We start from the raw sequence: 16460 nt of genomic DNA, 5'->3' as shown, positions 1-16460 counted from the left end.
TTCATTCCCGCAGGTAACGATTTCGCACACGTACACAGGGCGGTCATGCCGCGATTGACGAAATACTTTGTGCTACAGTCTATTTCGGTACTGTACGCATGTTCATGTTGCGCCGAATCCGTCTCGATCCTGCCGAAAATGGCGACGATCGGTGACATCGATTCGACGCGCATAACCCACCGCGATCTGCATCGGACCGCGGGGGGTGGGTTAGCAATTCGCGCCAGGCGTGAGTACGGTCGCTATCGCTGCTGGTTATCAGCGGAATAGACAAAATTTGCACACGACGAGACGGAGGAACCGTGGCCCTTCCCCAGTTGACTGATGAGCAGCGCGCTGCTGCTTTGGAGAAGGCAGCTGCTGCCCGCAAGGCCAGGGCTGAGCTCAAGGAGCGCCTGAAGCGTGGCGGCACCGACCTCAAGCAGGTCCTCAAGGACGCCGAAGACAACGAAATCTTGGGCAAGATGAAGGTTTCGGCACTGCTCGAGGCGCTGCCCAAGGTGGGCAAGGTCAAGGCTCAGGAGATCATGACCGAGCTGGAGATTGCACCGACCCGTCGCCTTCGTGGCCTCGGTGATCGGCAGCGCAAGGCTCTGCTCACCAAGTTTGACTTCGAGGCCTGAGCCGACAAGTGATGATTGCTGACGCGGCAGTGTCTGATGATTGCTGACGCAACAGTGTCAGAGAGCAAGACCGCAGTGCGGAGGGGTCGGCTGGTTGTACTGGCCGGCCCTTCGGCTGTCGGTAAGTCCAGCGTCGTTCGCGAGCTGAGAACTCGGTTGCCCGAACTCGTTTTCAGTGTTTCGGCAACCACTCGCGATCCCCGTCCAGGTGAAGTGGACGGCAAGGACTACCGATTCACCTCCCGCGAAGAATTTCAACGGATGATCGACTCCGGTGAACTTCTCGAATGGGCGGAAATCCACGGCGGTCTGCAGCGCTCCGGCACCCCCGCAGCTCCGATCGAAGAAGCACTCGAAGCTGGAAAGCCCGTTCTCGTCGAGGTCGATCTCGCCGGAGCACGAGCTGTCCGGAAAGCGATGCCCGAGGCTCTGTTGGTGTTCATGGCTCCACCGAGCTGGGACGTTCTGGTGCAACGGCTGACCGGACGAGGCACCGAAACGGAAGACGTCGTGGCACGGCGACTCGAGACGGCCCGAGTGGAATTGGCCGCACAGGACGAGTTCGACACGGTCATCGTGAACGAGGATGTAAGCCGTGCTTGCGATGAGTTGGTATCCTTGTTGGTTGGGAACTGATTCGGCACCCTTCGGGAACCGATTTCCATCCTGTTTCTCAGATATCCGGATCGATAAAACTAGTTCTTCAATGAAGATCTAATTCAGGAGACACAAGAGTGAGCAGCACTTCAGCCGCGTCCGCAGCAGGTCAGGGCGCTCTGCCTGCCTACGACACCCCGCTCGGCATCACCAACCCGCCGATCGACGAGTTGCTCGAACGCACCTCTTCCAAGTACGCCCTGGTGATTTACTCGGCCAAGCGTGCACGCCAGATCAACGACTACTACAACCAGCTCGGTGACGGCATCCTCGAATACGTCGGACCTCTGGTCGAGCCCGGTCTGCAGGAAAAGCCGCTGTCCATCGCGTTGCGTGAAATCCACGCTGATCTCCTCGAGCACACCGAAGGCGAGTGAGCACCACGTCTGCCGCACCCGAACCTCGTTCGGGTGTCGGGGGAGTGTCCGACGCACCCACATCGATACGTAAGCGCATTGTCGTCGGTGTCGGTGGGGGTATCGCCGCGTACAAAGCGTGCTCGATCATCCGCAGCTTCACCGAGAGCGGTCATCACGTCCGCGTGATTCCGACCGAATCCGCTCTGGAGTTCGTCGGCCGCGCGACGTTCGAAGCACTCTCCGGCAACCCGGTTCACACCGGCGTCTTCAACGACGTCCCGCAGGTTCCGCATGTCCGTCTCGGACAGGAAGCCGATCTCGTCGTCATCGCGCCGGCAACCGCTGATCTGATGGCGCGAGCTGTCATGGGTCGCGCAGACGACCTGTTGACGGCCACTTTGTTGACCGCGCGCTGTCCGGTCGTCTTCGCCCCAGCAATGCACACCGAGATGTGGGAGCACCCCGCAACGGTGTCCAACGTGGCGACACTGCGCTCGCGCGGCGTCCACGTGATCGAACCTGCCTCCGGGCGGTTGACCGGAAAAGATACCGGAGCGGGTCGACTTCCCGAACCCGACGAGATCGTCGGTTTGGCATCGTTGCTCCTCGAGCGCTCGGACGCGTTGCCGCGCGACCTGGAAGGTCGCCGCATTCTGGTCACTGCCGGCGGTACTCGCGAGCCGCTGGATCCCGTGCGCTTTCTCGGTAATCGCAGCTCGGGCAAACAGGGCTACGCGCTCGCCCGTCTGGCCGCACAACGCGGCGCGCACGTCACGCTGATCGCCGGCTACACGGCCGATCTCGCCGACCCCGCCGCTGTCGACGTCGTGCACATCAAGACGGCGGAAGATCTCCGATTGGCGGTGGAGAAGCACGCACCGGGACACGACGGAGTCGTCATGGCTGCGGCTGTCGCGGACTTCCGCCCCACCACCGTCGAAGGCAGCAAGATCAAGAAGGGCGCAAACGAACCCGACTCGATCAGCCTCACCAGAAACGCCGACATCCTCGCCGGTCTCGTCGAAGCCCGTCGTGACGGCGATCTGGATGCTCGAACGGTGATCGTCGGATTCGCCGCAGAGACCGGTGACGCCCACGGTGACGTTCTCACTTATGCCCGATCCAAGCTGGCCCGCAAAGGTTGCGATCTCCTCGTGGTCAATGCGGTCGGTGAGGGCAAGGCGTTCGAGGTCGATCACAACGACGGTTGGTTACTCGGTTCCGACGGCTCGGAGTCCGCTCTCGAACACGGATCCAAGGCTTTGATGGCCAGTCGAGTACTCGACGCCCTGGTCAAGCTCTTCCCCGAGTAGCGACACGCGCCCGGTGGTGAGAGTTACCCCACGATAATCGGGTGAGTACAAGGGTGTTGCGCAGGCGGTCCAACCGTTATCGTCGGCTCAGCCCCCAGCTAACAAAGCATGACAAAACGGTCACCGAACGGTGATTCGGATACTTCAATAAGCTGTAGTCAAGAACTCAGTCGTCGAGAGGGAGATCTGTGAGCAAGTCCGGCAGTCGGCTATTCACCAGCGAGTCCGTCACCGAGGGGCACCCGGACAAGATCTGTGACGCGATCAGCGACTCGATCCTCGACGCGCTGCTCACCCAGGACCCGCGCGCCCGCGTGGCCGTCGAGACACTGGTCACCACCGGCCAGGTTCACGTAGCCGGCGAGGTCACCACCACTGCGTACGCGGACATTCCGAAGATCGTGCGCGACACGGTCCTCGAAATCGGCTACGACAGCTCCGCGAAGGGTTTCGACGGAAACTCGTGCGGTGTCAACGTCGCGATCGGCGCTCAGTCGCCCGAGATCGCGCAGGGTGTCGATCATTCGCACGAGGCTCGCGTCGACGGAATCAGCGACGACGAGATCGACCGTCAGGGTGCGGGCGACCAGGGCCTGATGTTCGGTTACGCCACCACGGACACGCCGGAACTGATGCCGCTGCCCATTGCGCTGGCTCATCGTCTCTCCCGCCGGTTGACCGAGGTCCGCAAGTCCGGCGTGTTGCCGTACCTGCGCCCGGACGGCAAGACCCAGGTCACCATCGAATACGACGGCGACAAGGCTGTCCGTCTCGACACCGTGGTCATCTCCACCCAGCACGCAGCGGACATCGATCTCGACAACCTGCTGACGCCGGACCTTCGCGAGAAGGTGCTCCATTCGGTGCTGGCCGATGTGAACCTCACCGACCTCGACACCTCCGACGTTCGCCTGCTGGTCAACCCGACGGGCAAGTTCGTCCTCGGTGGCCCGATGGGTGACGCGGGTCTGACCGGTCGCAAGATCATCGTCGACACGTACGGCGGAATGGCTCGCCACGGCGGTGGCGCGTTCTCCGGCAAGGACCCGTCAAAGGTCGACCGCAGTGCTGCCTACGCCATGCGTTGGGTGGCCAAGAACGCTGTTGCCGCGGGTCTGGCCGACCGCATCGAGGTTCAGGTTGCCTACGCCATCGGCAAGGCAGCTCCGGTCGGACTCTTCGTCGAAACCTTCGGCACCGAGAAGACCGATCCGGCACGGATCCAGAAGGCGATCACCGAGATCTTCGACCTGCGTCCGGGAGCGATCATCCGCGACCTCGACCTGCTGCGCCCGATCTACGCGCAGACGGCAGCATACGGTCACTTCGGTCGCACCGACATCGATCTTCCGTGGGAGAGCACCGATCGCGCCGACAAGCTGCGTAGCGCAGCTGGTCTCTGATCACTGACGTACAGACGGGGCGCGGGTGGGCGCGGAAAGAGTAGCGGCAGAAGTCGATCCGGTCGCCCGGGTGCTGCCGATGCTCCCGCTCGCTCACCTCGACCGTGAATTCGACTACCTCGTTCCTCGTGAACTCGAAGCGGATGCGCAGCCCGGAGTCCGGGTGCGCATCCGCTTCGCTGGTCGTCTGGTGGACGGTTTCATCGTCTCGCGCGAGGCAACCAGTGACCATCAGGGGAAGTTCGGCTGGCTCGAACGCGTCATCTCGTCCGAACGTGTCCTGACGGCCGAAATCGCGCAAGTCGTCGATCGAGTGGCGGAGCGTTATGCCGGAACCCGTGCCGATGTCCTCCGCTTGGCGGTGCCGCCGCGCCACGCGAAGGTCGAGGCGGAACCGTGGGAGCTCGGCGAGCCGCCGCCCGCTCCTGAACCGATCGAAAATGGTTGGCATCTCTACAGATTCGGTGACGCCTTCCTGTCCGCGATTCGCGAGTCGAAAAGCCCGCGTGCGGTCTGGCAGGCTTTGCCTGGTGAAAACTGGCCACTGCGCCTGGCCGAACTGGCCGGGGCTGTAGCGGCCAGTGGTAAATCCGCGATCCTGGTTGTGCCCGATCAACGCGATCTGGACCGCGTCGTCGCCGCATGTACCGAACTATCCGGAGCGGATGCAGTGGTGGGTCTGTCCGCGGGCCTGGGGCCGGCCATGCGATACCGAAGGTGGCTCGCAGCACTGCGCGGGACCGCCCGGATCGTCGTCGGCACGCGGAGCGCTGTTTTTGCGCCGACACCTGAGACCGGTCTGGTCGTCGTCTGGGACGACGGCGACGACAATCTCTCCGAGCCACGGTCGCCGTATCCGCACGCCCGGGAAGTTGCCGTCCTGCGGGGCTACGTCGCCGGGTGCGCCGTCGTGATCGGTGGGTTCTCACGTACGGCGGAAGCGCAGGTACTCGTCGATTCGGGATGGGCGCATGATCTGGTCGCCACGCGGGACGTCGTTCGTGCCCACGCACCGAAGATCACCGCGCTGGCCGACAGTGATCAAGCCTTGGCCCGCGATCCGGGAGCCAGAGCGGCTCGTTTGCCCGCTATTGCATTCGCGGCCGCGCGGCGTGCTCTGGGTGAGGGCAACGGCGTCCTGGTGCAGGTGCCTCGGCGAGGATACGTGCCGACCTTGGCCTGCGGAAAGTGCCGTGCCCCGGCACGGTGCCGTCGGTGCAACGGCCCGCTCGCTCTTCCCGCTGCGGCAGGGCCGGACGGCGCCGGCACACCGGCGTGCCGCTGGTGCGGGGTTGCCGATGCCGCCTACCGATGTCACGCGTGCGGTGCGAAAGCGTTGCGCGCGGTGGTGGTCGGTGCCGGTCGGACCGCCGAAGAACTCGGGCGAGCGTTTCCCGGTGTGAAAGTTGTTCTGTCCGGGGGCGGTGACGTGGTCAAGGAACTGCCACACGGGCCCGCGTTGGTGGTGTCGACGGTCGGTGCGGAGCCGGTGATGACCGGCGGCTACGGCGCCGCACTCTTGCTCGACGGGTGGGCACTGCTCGGACGGCCCGATCTTCGCGCCGCCGAGGAAACACTCAGGCGCTGGATGTCGGCTGCTGCCATGGTGATTCCGCTGTCCGAAGGCGGTGAAGTCGTAGTTGTCGCGGACTCGGGTATCCCTACGGTGCAGGCGTTGGTCCGGTGGGATCCGGTGGGGCACGCACAGTCTCAATTCGAGGAACGAGACGAGGTCGGATTTCCTCCGGCCGTTCACATGGCTGCGATCGACGGTGGATCCGCAGCAATTGCGGAGTTGGTGGAGTCGGCGGAACTGCCGGCAAGCGCAGTACTCCTCGGTCCAGTGGAATTGCCTGCGGGGGAGAGGCTTCCGTATTCCGGTGAGGACGAGAGTGGTGTCGCGCCAGAGCGAATGCTGGTCCGCGTTCCACGCAAGGACGGTCGGGGTCTTGCGGACGCACTGGCACATGCGCGAGCGGCACGCAGTGCACGGAAGTCATCGGGTCCGGTCCGCATTCAGATCGACCCACGCCGCATCGGCTGAGTTTCGAGCTGTCAGAGGCATCCTTGAGTGCCGCGAAGATCTTGCACAACCCGGTATGGCGATATATCGTCGAACTATCAACGATAGTGATGGAGGTTCGACGATGGATGCAAGTTTCCCGAACGAGGGGATGTTCGGCCGGCGCGGTTTCTTCGGCGCTTTCGGACGTGAACAGCGGCCGCCGTTCGTGATGTGGGTGCCGACGGACGACGGCGCGCCGGGCGATGGTTCCGGCGATCGAGACGGTGGACGACGCGGTCGACCGCATGAGCGCCCCGGCTTCGGTGAGATGCCACGCAGAGGCCATCGGCGTGGTCGTTTCGGTCCCGACGGCGGACCTGGCCCCGGGTTCGGTCCGGGCGCACAATTCGGTCGGGGGCGAGGACGTGGTGGGCGCGGTCGTCGCGGAGACGTGCGCGCCGCGATCTTGCTGTTGATCGCCGAAGAGCCGATGCACGGCTACGAATTGATTCAGCAGATCGTCGAGCGTAGCGGTGGCGTCTGGAAGCCGAGTCCGGGCTCCATTTATCCCGCGCTGTCCCAACTCGAGGACGAAGGACTGGTGATCATCGAAAAGGTCGCCGGCCGCAAGACTGCCAAGCTGACCGAGGAAGGCGTCGCGTACGTCGAGGAGCATCGCGCCGATCTCGGGGCGCCGTGGGATGACGTTCGTCTCAGCGTGGGGGAGCCGGAGCAGGACCTTCGTGAACTGATCGGACAGTTGATGGGCGCGGCCGGTCAAGTGGCCGCTGTAGGCACGCCCGCGCAGGTCAAGGCCGCAGCCGACGTGCTGGTCGAGGCACGCAAGTCGCTGTACCGAGTGCTTGCCGGCGACGATGCCGGTGAAGGCGGCAATTGAGACGTCGGATACCTACTGTTCGGTAGGGTATGCGCCTCGAAGTTTCTGGTGTTACGGTCAGCTCCCTCGTAGGATCAGAGCAGGAGCAGGAACAATGGCTGGCGTCAAACGGTCTGTGGGACTGACATTTTCGGTAGCAGTGGCGCTGCTGATCGGGGCACCGCCCGCGATATCGGCTGCCGCACCGTCGCTGCCGTCTTCGAGTGCCGACGCGATGGATGTTCCCCTCGACATCGGCCCGGGTCAGGCGACCCGTTCCGTCGCTACGGCATATGCGCATGCTCATCCCGGATCTGCCCCTGCCGGGTCGAACGATTTCGGCTGTGCGCCCTCCGCAGCGCATCCTCGGCCGGTTGTGCTCGCCCACGGAACCGACACCGAGGCGTATGCAGATTGGGCGGCTCTGTCGCCGGCACTGGCAGCCGACGGCTACTGCGTTTTCGCTCTCAATTACGGCGGTGTGATCAAAGAACAAGACGGGGATGTCGCACACGAAACCTACGGCGTCGGAGACATCGTCGGTAGTGCCACCGCGTTCGGTTCTTTCGTCGATCAGGTGCTGACCGCGACGGGTGCGGACAAGGTCGACGTCATCGGCTACTCCCAAGGCGCGACGGTGACGCGGTACTACGTCAACAAGATGGGCGGGGACGCGTACGTCGATCATTGGGTCGGTCTGGCGTCTCCGACCTACGGCGGCGTGATGTTCGGATTGGTGCCGATCGTCCGCGCGATCCCCGGTGGAGAAGATTTTGTCGAAGATGTCTTCTCGCGAGCTGTCCGAGAGCAGATGCAGGGGTCGGATATGTTGAACGCTCTCAACGACGGCGGTGACACGGTAACCGGCGTCCGCTACACGACAATCAGGTCCACTGTCGACGAGATGATCCAGCCGTCCTCGAACATCGCGCTGCGCGACGCCGGTGCAGAAAACATCGTTCTCCAGGACCTGTGTCCGTCGAACCTGACCGGCCACTTCCGCATGCCGTACGACCCCTACGTGATCGATGTCATCCGGACGGTCCTCGACCCCGATGCCGAGCGGCACGCTACGTGCAGCGCGGTGCCGCTCGGCACGGATATTCCGCAAGTGGTCATCGATGCCAATTCGTGAGCACCGACATCACTTCGGTCGGGATCCTTACTCGGCGAGCTTGGCAGTGGCCTGAGCCCACAGGAAGAACTTGTTGGTTCCCAGATCGCGGACCGTCTTGATGTTGAACGCTGCCTTCAAATGCTCTGCATCCGAATCGCTTACACCGTTGAGTGCCGCGACCGGGGCATCCGCCAATTCTTCGACGGACTTTCCCGCGTAGGCCTTGTCGAACTTACTGTCGATGCCTGCCATCTAAGTTCCTCCGTGTGATCGGTGTATCCCGTATCAGCCTTCGCCGAGTGGCGACGACAGAAACAGTCAATACCGACGACCGGTGAATCTGCAGGGTTCTGATCAAAGAAATTGCTGAGAAAGTGGTTCGGTGTGGCGCGAGGTAGGTCGTAGCTCCCGCAGTCCTTAGACTGACAGTTCCACCCACCGACACATCCGGGAGCATTTTCGTGAGTTGCAGTCCACCGCGTTCGACAGGCCGATCGGCTGATCAGAGTCCGAAGAGCCCACCGAAACGGGAGAGCTGACATGCGCGTCGTGTTCGCCGGAACACCGGAACCCGCGGTTCCGTCACTGCGTCGTCTCATCGAGTCCGCCAACCACGAAGTGGTAGCCGTCGTCACGCGTCCGGACGCCGTCGCGGGCCGTGGTCGCAAAGTCACCCGCTCGCCGATCGGTCTCCTTGCCGACGAGCACGGCATCCCGGTGCTGACGCCGGCCAAGGCGTCCGATCCCGACTTCGCAGCCGAACTTGCCCGCCTCGAGCCGGACTGCGCACCCGTCGTCGCCTACGGAAACCTGTTGCCGCAGAACATCCTCGACATTCCGAAACACGGTTGGGTCAATCTGCATTTCTCGCTGCTTCCCGCCTGGCGCGGCGCCGCGCCGGTGCAGGCCGCGATCAGTGCCGGTGACGAGGTGACCGGCGCCAGCGCATTTCGTTTGGAGGCCGGCATGGATACGGGCCCGGTGTACGGAGTGATGACCGAGCGGATTCGTGACACCGACACGGCAGGCGATCTACTCGGGCGTCTGGCAGAAAACGGCGCGACTCTGCTCGAATCGGTTCTCGACGGACTCGAGGCCGGAGAGATCAACGCGGTTCCGCAGTCAGCCGACGGCGTCTCGTACGCCCCCAAAGTAACGGTGGACGCCGCCCGCGTGCGGTGGGAATTGCCCGCCCGCACGATCGACCGTCACATCCGCGCCGTCACACCGGCGCCCGGCGCGTGGACGATGATCGGTGACCTTCGAGTCAAGGTCGGCCCGGTCACCGTCACGGACGAGACCCTGGCCGTCGGCGAGATCTCGGTACGCAAGGATGGTCTCTACATCGGTACCGCGACCACCGCGGTACGACTCGGGCAGATTCAGCCCCCGGGCAAGAAATTGATGTCGGCAGGGGACTGGGCACGCGGTGCCCGACTCGACGCGGAGGTACGAGCACAGTGACCGAATCACGACGACCGGCACGGCGGACACAGGGCCCCGGAGCCAAGAGCGCAGCCGGTGGCAAGAACACCAAGCCGAAGCAGGCCAAGCGCCCGGATCCGGCAACCGCCGGGCTCGATCAGCCGCGTCTGGCAGCGCGTGACGTCCTGCGCGCGGTCCGTGAACGTGACGCATACGCGAACCTGGTTCTGCCGGGACTGCTTCGCGACCGCAAACTCGACGCACGCGACGCGGCGCTGGCAACCGAGCTCGCGTACGGCGCGGCCCGCGCTCAGGGCCTCCTGGATGCGGTCATCGCGCATGCAGCGGGTCGGCCGATCGAAGAGATCGACGGAACTCTGCTCGATGTTCTCCGACTCGGCTCGTACCAACTGCTGCGCACTCGTGTCGCACCGCACGCTGCCGTCGCCACCTCGGTCGACCTCGTCCGCGCCGAAAACGGCCAGGGCCGAGCGGGATTCGTCAACGCGGTCTTGCGCCGCGTCTCCGAACGCACCCAGGACGAGTGGGTCGAACTGCTGGCCCCGAAGGACCCGGTCGGCCGTCTCGCCTTCGAGCACGCGCACCCTCTGTGGATCGCGCAGGTCTTCGCCGACTCCCTCGGCGCTGCTGCCGGAGAACTCGAAGAAGTACTGATCGCCGACGACGCGCGCCCTGCCGTGCACCTCGTCGCCCGCCCCGGTGAGATCTCTGCCGAGGAGCTCGCATTGGTGACCGGCGGGGAAATCGGACCGTACTCGCCGTACGCCGTGCATCTCGACGGCGGCGACCCCGGACAGCTCGAGGCGGTCCGCCAAGGTTTGGCGGGCGTGCAGGACGAGGGCAGCCAGCTGGTTGCCCGCGCCCTCAGCATTGCTCCCCTCGAAGGTGAAGACGCCGGCCGCTGGCTCGACCTCTGCGCAGGTCCGGGTGGCAAGGCAGCGCTTCTCGGCGCTCTCGCCGGTATCGAAGGCGGGCGCCTCGACGCCGTCGAGCCCGTCGAACACCGCGCCGAACTGATCCGCAAGACGACTCGCGAGCTTCCCGTGGACGTACACGTGGCGGACGGCCGCGAATCGGGACTCGAACCCGGATACGACCGCATCCTCGTCGACGCCCCCTGCACCGGGTTGGGTGCGCTGCGTCGGCGCCCGGAAGCCCGTTGGCGTCGCCAGCCGTCCGATGTGGCTCCGCTCGTGAAGTTGCAGCGTGAATTACTTGCCGCTGCAATCGAACTGGTGCGCCCCGGCGGGGTGGTGCTGTACTCGACGTGCTCGCCGCACCTGTCGGAAACGCTCGCAGTGGTAGCCGATGCCGTGCGCCGTCATGGCGTCGTCGAACTCGACACCAAGGAATTGGTGCCCGGTGTTCCGGACGTCGGAGACGGGTCTTCGGTTCAGTTGTGGCCGCATCGCCACGGGACCGATGCGATGTTCATGGCCGCTTTGCGCAAGCCGCTGGCCTGATCGGATGACTTCTGGGCATCGGTAGTCGTATGGTGCCTACATGGTTACGTGGGAACAGGTTGTAGTACTGGGTTCGGCTCTTCCCTCCGTGGAGGAGTCGACCTCGTACAACACCCCGGCACTCAAGGTGGCAGGCAAGACTTTTGCGCGGCTCCGCACCGAAGCGGAGGGTGCCTTGGTCGTGATGTGCGGTCTGGACGAGAAGGAGGCGCTACTCGCCAGTGGTGAGGCGCCCTTCTTCACCACGGATCACTATCACGGTCACGGCTCGATCCTCGTGCACCTCGAACTGATCGACGAGGTACAACTTGCGGAGATGCTCGAAGATGCGTGGCGGATCAAGGCACCCGCCAAGGTGCGCAAGCTGCGGAGTGTCGTGAAGAACTGACCAGGGCGCACCTGCCCCGTGGTGCATGCGCGGTCGGCGATGAGACACAGCTAAACTCGGCGTCGTGGCTTCCCCGATGATTGCACCGTCCATTCTGTCCGCAGATTTCGCTCGACTCGCTGATGAAGCGACTGCCGTGTCCGGCTCCGACTGGCTTCACGTCGACGTGATGGACGCGCATTTCGTTCCCAATCTCACGCTGGGTCTGCCGGTGGTCGAGAGTCTGCTGAAGGCGACGGACATTCCGCTCGACTGCCACCTGATGATCGAGAACCCGGAGCGCTGGGCGCCGCCGTACGCCGAGGCCGGCGCGTACAACGTCACGTTCCACGCCGAGGCCACCGACGACCCGCGTTCGGTTGCCCGCGATATTCGTGCGGCCGGTGCCAAGGCGGGGCTGAGCATCAAGCCTGGAACCCCGATCGACGACTACCTCGAAATCCTCAAGGACTTCGACACACTCCTGATCATGAGCGTCGAACCCGGATTCGGTGGTCAGTCCTTCATGCCGCAGGTGCTCGACAAGGCACGTGCAGTTCGCAAGCTCGTCGATTCGGGTGAGCTGACGCTCCTCGTCGAAATCGACGGCGGCATCAACGCTTCCACGATCGAGCAGGCCGCCGAAGCAGGGATCGACTGCTTCGTCGCCGGTTCGGCGGTGTACGGAGCGAGTGATCCCGGTGAGGCCGTGCGCAAGCTCCGCGCGCAGGCCGCCTCGGCGTCGCCGCACCTGACGCTGTCGGTCTGAGCCGCTCGATGGCAAAGGGTGGACAGGCGTCGACGGCTGATCTCGACGCCGCGATGCAGATTGCGCTTGCTGCAGCTGATTCCGCGCGCGGATTCACCAGCCCCAACCCGCCGGTCGGCGCGGTCATCCTCGCTGCCGACGGCACCATCGCGGGCGTCGGAATGACGCAACCTCCCGGTGGACCGCACGCGGAAGTCGTGGCTCTCGACGAGGCCGGCGATGCGGCACGTGGCGGAACGGCAGTGGTGACACTGGAACCGTGCAATCACCAGGGACGAACCGGCCCCTGCTCGCAGGCATTGATCGACGCCGGAGTTTCGGCAGTTGTCTACGCCGTCGGTGATCCCAATCCGGAAGCCTCCGGGGGTGCAGCGACGCTCATGCGAGCCGGAATCAGCGTCACGGCCGGACTGCGAGCACCCGAGGTGGAGGCAGGTCCACTGCGAGCCTGGCTGCACAAGCAGCGCACCGGTCGCCCGCACATCACGTGGAAGTACGCGGCCAGTCTGGACGGACGCAGCGCCGCCGAGGACGGAACGAGTCAGTGGATCACCGGTCCGCAGGCGAGAGCGCGCGTACATGCGCAGCGGGCGCAGATCGACGCGATCGTGGTCGGCACCGGCACCGTGTTCGCCGACGATCCGTGGCTGACGGCGCGTCAGCCCACGGGCGAGCTCGCGGCGCACCAGCCCGTGCGCGTCGTCGTCGGTAAGCGTGAAATACCGTCGACTGCAAGCATTCTCGATGACACCGCGCCGACTCTGGTACTCAACACCGACAACATCGCCGAAGTGGTCGAGGCGTTGGGGGAGTACACGGACGTACTTCTCGAGGGTGGGCCCCGTCTGGCCGGAGCATTCCTCGCCGCCGGATATGTCGACGTGATCGAGGCGTACATCGCTCCGATACTGCTCGGCGCGGGCGCTTCCGCACTCGTCGACGCCGGAGTGCACACCATCACCGACGCCCACCGATTCCGTTTGGAGTCCGCGGTAACGATCGGTCCCGATATTTTGTTGAGTCTGGTTCCGGAGAGTTCTGCTCCGGGGAACGAGGAGTAGGGCGCGTGTTCACAGGAATTGTGGAAGAACTCGGCGAAATCGTCGCCAAGGAAGAACTGGTCGATGCTGCACGCTTCACGGTGCGCGGGCCACTGGTCACCTCCGACGCCAGTCACGGCGATTCGATCGCGGTGAACGGTGTGTGCCTGACGGTGGTCGACGTGCTTGCCGACGGTTCGTTCACCGCCGACGTCATGCAGGAAACGTTGAATCGCTCGAGCCTGGCGAAGTTGGATGTCGGCTCTCGCGTCAACCTCGAGCGTGCCGCGGCGCTGAACAGCCGACTCGGCGGCCACCTGGTTCAAGGGCACGTCGACGGAACAGGCCACGTCATCTCCCGCTCGCCGTCCGAGAACTGGGAGGTAGTGCGGATCGCGCTGCCGGATTCCATTTCCCGTTATGTCGTGGAGAAGGGTTCGATCACCGTCGACGGAGTCTCGCTCACGGTCTCCGCACTGGGCGGCGACCGCGGGTTCGAGTACTTCGAGATCTCGCTGATCCCGACAACGCTCGAGTTGACGACACTCGGTACCGCTGTGGTCGGTACTCCGGTCAACCTCGAGGTGGACGTGATCGCGAAGTACGTCGAGCGGCTTCACTCTGCCGGTCGGTAGGACCAGGCTGATCGGACCCGTCCGATTGGTCGTAGGGTTGTCAGTGCATCCGTCGGATGCACTCGTTGTATTCGATGATGTGAATAGTCAAGACTTTGGAGTGCGAGCACGTGACCAGGTTCGACAGTATCGAGCGCGCAGTAGCAGATATCGCTGCAGGTAAAGCTGTTGTCGTCGTGGACGACGAGGATCGTGAGAACGAAGGCGATCTCATCTTCGCCGCCGAGAAGGCCACCCCGGAACTGGTGGCGTTCATGGTTCGCTACACCTCCGGCTACCTGTGCGTGCCGCTCGACGGTGACGATTGCGATCGGTTGGGCCTGCCCCCGATGTACGCCACCAACCAGGACAAGCACGGCACCGCGTACACGGTGACCGTCGACGCCCGTGAAGGAATCGGTACCGGTATCTCGGCGTCGGACCGCGCTGCGACGATGCGTCTGCTCGCCAACCCCGAATCGGGTGCCAACGATTTCACTCGTCCCGGCCACGTCGTTCCGCTCCGCGCGAAGGAAGGCGGAGTACTGCGTCGTCCTGGCCACACGGAAGCTGCAGTCGACCTCGCCCGCATGGCGGACCTGCGTCCCGCCGGCGTCATCTGCGAAATCGTCAGCCAGAAGGACGAAGGCGCGATGGCTCAGACCGACGAGCTGCGAGTCTTCGCCGACGAACACAACCTTGCTCTCATCTCGATCGCCGACCTCATCGCGTGGCGTCGCAAGCACGAGAAGCACGTGCTGCGCATCGCCGAGGCCCGCATCCCCACCCGCCACGGTGAGTTCACTGCTGTCGGCTACACGAGCATCTACGACGAGGTCGAGCACGTTGCGCTGGTGCGCGGCGACATCGCAGGCCCCGACGGCGACGGTAGTGACGTACTCGTCCGCGTTCACTCCGAGTGCCTCACCGGCGACGTCTTCGGTTCGCTGCGGTGCGATTGCGGCCCGCAGCTCGACGCCGCACTGGACATGGTCGCCCAGGAAGGCCGCGGCGTTGTCCTGTACATGCGCGGACACGAGGGTCGTGGCATCGGTCTCATGCACAAGCTGCAGGCCTACCAGCTCCAGGACGCCGGTTCGGACACCGTCGACGCCAATCTCGAACTCGGACTTCCGGCCGACGCCCGTGACTACGGCATCGGTGCGCAGATCCTCGTCGATCTGGGAATCTCGTCGATGCGTCTGCTGACCAACAACCCGGCCAAGCGTGTGGGTCTGGACGGCTACGGCCTGCAGATCACCGATCGCGTTCCGATGCCGCTGCGCGCGAACGCCGAAAACCTCACCTACTTGCGCACCAAGCGCGACCGGATGGGTCACGACCTGATCGGACTCGACGAGTACGAGGCGAACCAGAACACCGCACAGCCGGGAACCGCACTGTGAGCGGCGAAGGTCAGCCGCAGCTCGCGATCGCCGAAGCCAAGGATCTGAAGCTGGCGATCGTTGCCGGGCAGTGGCACGCGACGATCTCCGAGGCTCTGATCGCCGGCGCGCAGCGCGTCGCGCAGGAGGCACAGATCAAGGACGTGACGCTGGTCCGTGTCGCCGGTGCGATCGAACTGCCGGTCGTCGCGCAGGCATTGGCTCGCACTCACGACGCCGTCGTTGCCCTGGGCGTCGTCATCCGCGGCGGCACGCCGCACTTCGAGTACGTGTGCGACGCGGTCACTGCCGGTCTCACACGCGTCTCGCTCGACGAAAGCACTCCGGTGGGTAACGGTGTCCTGACCACCGACACCGAGCAGCAGGCTCTTGACCGGTCAGGGCTGCCGGGTAGCGTCGAGGACAAGGGCGCACAGGCCTGCGCCGCCGCACTGGACACCGCAGTGACCCTGCGCCACGTCCGAGCACCATGGACCGAGGATTCGTTTCGATGAGTACACCCGGCGACAACGAGAACTGGGAACTGATTGCGTCACCGCGTAAGTCCACGCGGTACGCGATCGGAGTTGCGGTACTCCTGGTGATCGTTCACGTCACACTGGCACTCCTGCTCCGTCAGGGGTCCACCGGCGTGTACTTCCGTGCCGCGGACCAACTTGCGATGGCAGGCATCGGCACCATTCTGGCTCTCGGTGTGCTGATGTTGACGCGGCCGCGGGTCAAGGTGGGCAAGCAGGGAATCGCCGTCCGAAACATCCTGGGTGAGAAGATTGTCGACTGGGATCTGTTCGAGGGACTCTCGTTCCCCGACGGTGCCGCCTGGGCACGCATCGAATTGCCCGACGACGAGTACATGGCCGTGATGGCGATCCAGTCCAACGACCGCGAGTACGCCGTCGACACGGTCGGTAAGTTCCGCGAACTGGCCGACCGCTACGCACCGGTCGCGCACAAGAGCAACTGACGTCTTCCGACCGGTTCGGTGCCCGCATCCTGCGCGT

18 protein-coding genes are annotated in these 16460 nt (G+C 64.4%); 17 read left to right on the top strand and 1 reads right to left on the bottom strand.

Going from position 1 to position 16460, the window contains the following annotated elements:
- Positions 1–302: 302 nt before the first annotated feature.
- The 8 genes from mihF to ABWI03_RS19520 all read left to right on the top strand — a co-directional run bounded on the left by mihF (position 303) and on the right by ABWI03_RS19520 (position 8372).
- On the top strand, positions 303–623 hold the full coding sequence (gene mihF / locus ABWI03_RS19555) for an integration host factor, actinobacterial type (protein ID WP_003944825.1): 321 nt from the start codon (positions 303–305) through the stop codon (positions 621–623).
- 36 nt (positions 624–659) lie between these two features.
- A complete protein-coding gene (gene gmk / locus ABWI03_RS19550; RefSeq protein ID WP_020907704.1) occupies positions 660–1259 on the top strand; it encodes a guanylate kinase in 600 nt (199 codons plus the stop codon).
- 98 nt (positions 1260–1357) lie between these two features.
- Positions 1358–1657, top strand: coding sequence for a DNA-directed RNA polymerase subunit omega (gene rpoZ / locus ABWI03_RS19545; protein ID WP_003944996.1), 300 nt, complete (start codon positions 1358–1360; stop codon positions 1655–1657).
- Complete coding sequence (coaBC, locus tag ABWI03_RS19540) at positions 1654–2952, top strand: bifunctional phosphopantothenoylcysteine decarboxylase/phosphopantothenate--cysteine ligase CoaBC (protein WP_003944888.1); 1299 nt, start codon at positions 1654–1656, stop codon at positions 2950–2952. Before rpoZ ends, coaBC begins: the two co-directional genes overlap by 4 nt.
- 188 nt (positions 2953–3140) lie before the next feature.
- Positions 3141–4355, top strand: a complete 1215-nt coding sequence (metK, locus tag ABWI03_RS19535) for a methionine adenosyltransferase (protein WP_095970204.1) — start codon at positions 3141–3143, stop codon at positions 4353–4355.
- Between the two features lie 25 nt (positions 4356–4380).
- Positions 4381–6399, top strand: coding sequence for a primosomal protein N' (locus ABWI03_RS19530; protein ID WP_235172204.1), 2019 nt, complete (start codon positions 4381–4383; stop codon positions 6397–6399).
- Positions 6400–6589: 190 nt separating this feature from the next.
- Positions 6590–7258, top strand: a complete 669-nt coding sequence (locus ABWI03_RS19525; RefSeq protein ID WP_397508789.1) for a PadR family transcriptional regulator — start codon at positions 6590–6592, stop codon at positions 7256–7258.
- 94 nt (positions 7259–7352) lie between these two features.
- Complete coding sequence (locus tag ABWI03_RS19520; RefSeq protein WP_298773824.1) at positions 7353–8372, top strand: esterase/lipase family protein; 1020 nt, start codon at positions 7353–7355, stop codon at positions 8370–8372.
- 27 nt (positions 8373–8399) lie between these two features.
- Here the strand turns inward: ABWI03_RS19520 and ABWI03_RS19515 are convergent, their stop codons facing one another.
- A complete protein-coding gene (locus ABWI03_RS19515; RefSeq protein WP_003944900.1) occupies positions 8400–8606 on the bottom strand; it encodes a hypothetical protein in 207 nt (68 codons plus the stop codon).
- Positions 8607–8894: 288 nt separating this feature from the next.
- On the opposite strand from ABWI03_RS19515, the gene fmt reads away from it, so the two are divergent.
- The 9 genes from fmt (at position 8895) to ABWI03_RS19470 (ending at position 16423) form a co-directional block, all read left to right on the top strand.
- Complete coding sequence (gene fmt / locus ABWI03_RS19510; protein ID WP_095970199.1) at positions 8895–9818, top strand: methionyl-tRNA formyltransferase; 924 nt, start codon at positions 8895–8897, stop codon at positions 9816–9818.
- Positions 9815–11263, top strand: a complete 1449-nt coding sequence (locus ABWI03_RS19505; protein WP_124568634.1) for an RsmB/NOP family class I SAM-dependent RNA methyltransferase — start codon at positions 9815–9817, stop codon at positions 11261–11263. Before fmt ends, ABWI03_RS19505 begins: the two co-directional genes overlap by 4 nt.
- A gap of 40 nt (positions 11264–11303) precedes the next feature.
- Complete coding sequence (locus ABWI03_RS19500) at positions 11304–11651, top strand: MmcQ/YjbR family DNA-binding protein (RefSeq protein ID WP_095970197.1); 348 nt, start codon at positions 11304–11306, stop codon at positions 11649–11651.
- Positions 11652–11715: 64 nt separating this feature from the next.
- Positions 11716–12399, top strand: a complete 684-nt coding sequence (gene rpe / locus ABWI03_RS19495) for a ribulose-phosphate 3-epimerase (RefSeq protein WP_019748384.1) — start codon at positions 11716–11718, stop codon at positions 12397–12399.
- Positions 12400–12407: 8 nt separating this feature from the next.
- Positions 12408–13460 (top strand): bifunctional diaminohydroxyphosphoribosylaminopyrimidine deaminase/5-amino-6-(5-phosphoribosylamino)uracil reductase RibD, encoded by a 1053-nt coding sequence (gene ribD / locus ABWI03_RS19490; RefSeq protein ID WP_095970195.1) that lies wholly within the window; start codon positions 12408–12410, stop codon positions 13458–13460.
- A gap of 5 nt (positions 13461–13465) precedes the next feature.
- On the top strand, positions 13466–14074 hold the full coding sequence (locus ABWI03_RS19485) for a riboflavin synthase (RefSeq protein WP_298773819.1): 609 nt from the start codon (positions 13466–13468) through the stop codon (positions 14072–14074).
- A 110-nt stretch (positions 14075–14184) separates the two neighbouring features.
- Positions 14185–15459: a bifunctional 3,4-dihydroxy-2-butanone-4-phosphate synthase/GTP cyclohydrolase II gene (locus tag ABWI03_RS19480; protein WP_003944833.1), complete on the top strand. Its 1275-nt coding sequence runs from the start codon at positions 14185–14187 to the stop codon at positions 15457–15459.
- Positions 15456–15953, top strand: a complete 498-nt coding sequence (ribH, locus tag ABWI03_RS19475; RefSeq protein WP_298773817.1) for a 6,7-dimethyl-8-ribityllumazine synthase — start codon at positions 15456–15458, stop codon at positions 15951–15953. Before ABWI03_RS19480 ends, ribH begins: the two co-directional genes overlap by 4 nt.
- Complete coding sequence (locus ABWI03_RS19470; protein WP_007727982.1) at positions 15950–16423, top strand: PH domain-containing protein; 474 nt, start codon at positions 15950–15952, stop codon at positions 16421–16423. Before ribH ends, ABWI03_RS19470 begins: the two co-directional genes overlap by 4 nt.
- Positions 16424–16460: the final 37 nt, after the last annotated feature.

Origin of the sequence: Rhodococcus baikonurensis (genome assembly GCF_040489275.1) — a bacterium.
In the GTDB taxonomy this organism is placed as follows: Bacteria; Actinomycetota; Actinomycetes; order Mycobacteriales; family Mycobacteriaceae; genus Rhodococcus_F; species Rhodococcus_F baikonurensis.
This window is presented reverse-complemented; position numbering and strand designations above follow the sequence as displayed.

Excerpts from the sequence above, each read along its gene's own strand:
- ABWI03_RS19515 (WP_003944900.1), bottom strand. The coding sequence starts at position 8,606 with ATGGCAGGCATCGACAGTAAGTTCGACAAGGCCTACGCGGGAAAGTCC.
- ABWI03_RS19525 (WP_397508789.1), top strand. The coding sequence starts at position 6,590 with ATGTGGGTGCCGACGGACGACGGCGCGCCGGGCGATGGTTCCGGCGAT.
- ABWI03_RS19500 (WP_095970197.1), top strand. The coding sequence starts at position 11,304 with ATGGTTACGTGGGAACAGGTTGTAGTACTGGGTTCGGCTCTTCCCTCC.
- gmk (WP_020907704.1), top strand. The coding sequence starts at position 660 with ATGATTGCTGACGCAACAGTGTCAGAGAGCAAGACCGCAGTGCGGAGG.
- ribD (WP_095970195.1), top strand. The coding sequence starts at position 12,408 with ATGGCAAAGGGTGGACAGGCGTCGACGGCTGATCTCGACGCCGCGATG.
- ABWI03_RS19470 (WP_007727982.1), top strand. The coding sequence starts at position 15,950 with ATGAGTACACCCGGCGACAACGAGAACTGGGAACTGATTGCGTCACCG.
- ABWI03_RS19520 (WP_298773824.1), top strand. The coding sequence starts at position 7,353 with ATGGCTGGCGTCAAACGGTCTGTGGGACTGACATTTTCGGTAGCAGTG.
- fmt (WP_095970199.1), top strand. The coding sequence starts at position 8,895 with ATGCGCGTCGTGTTCGCCGGAACACCGGAACCCGCGGTTCCGTCACTG.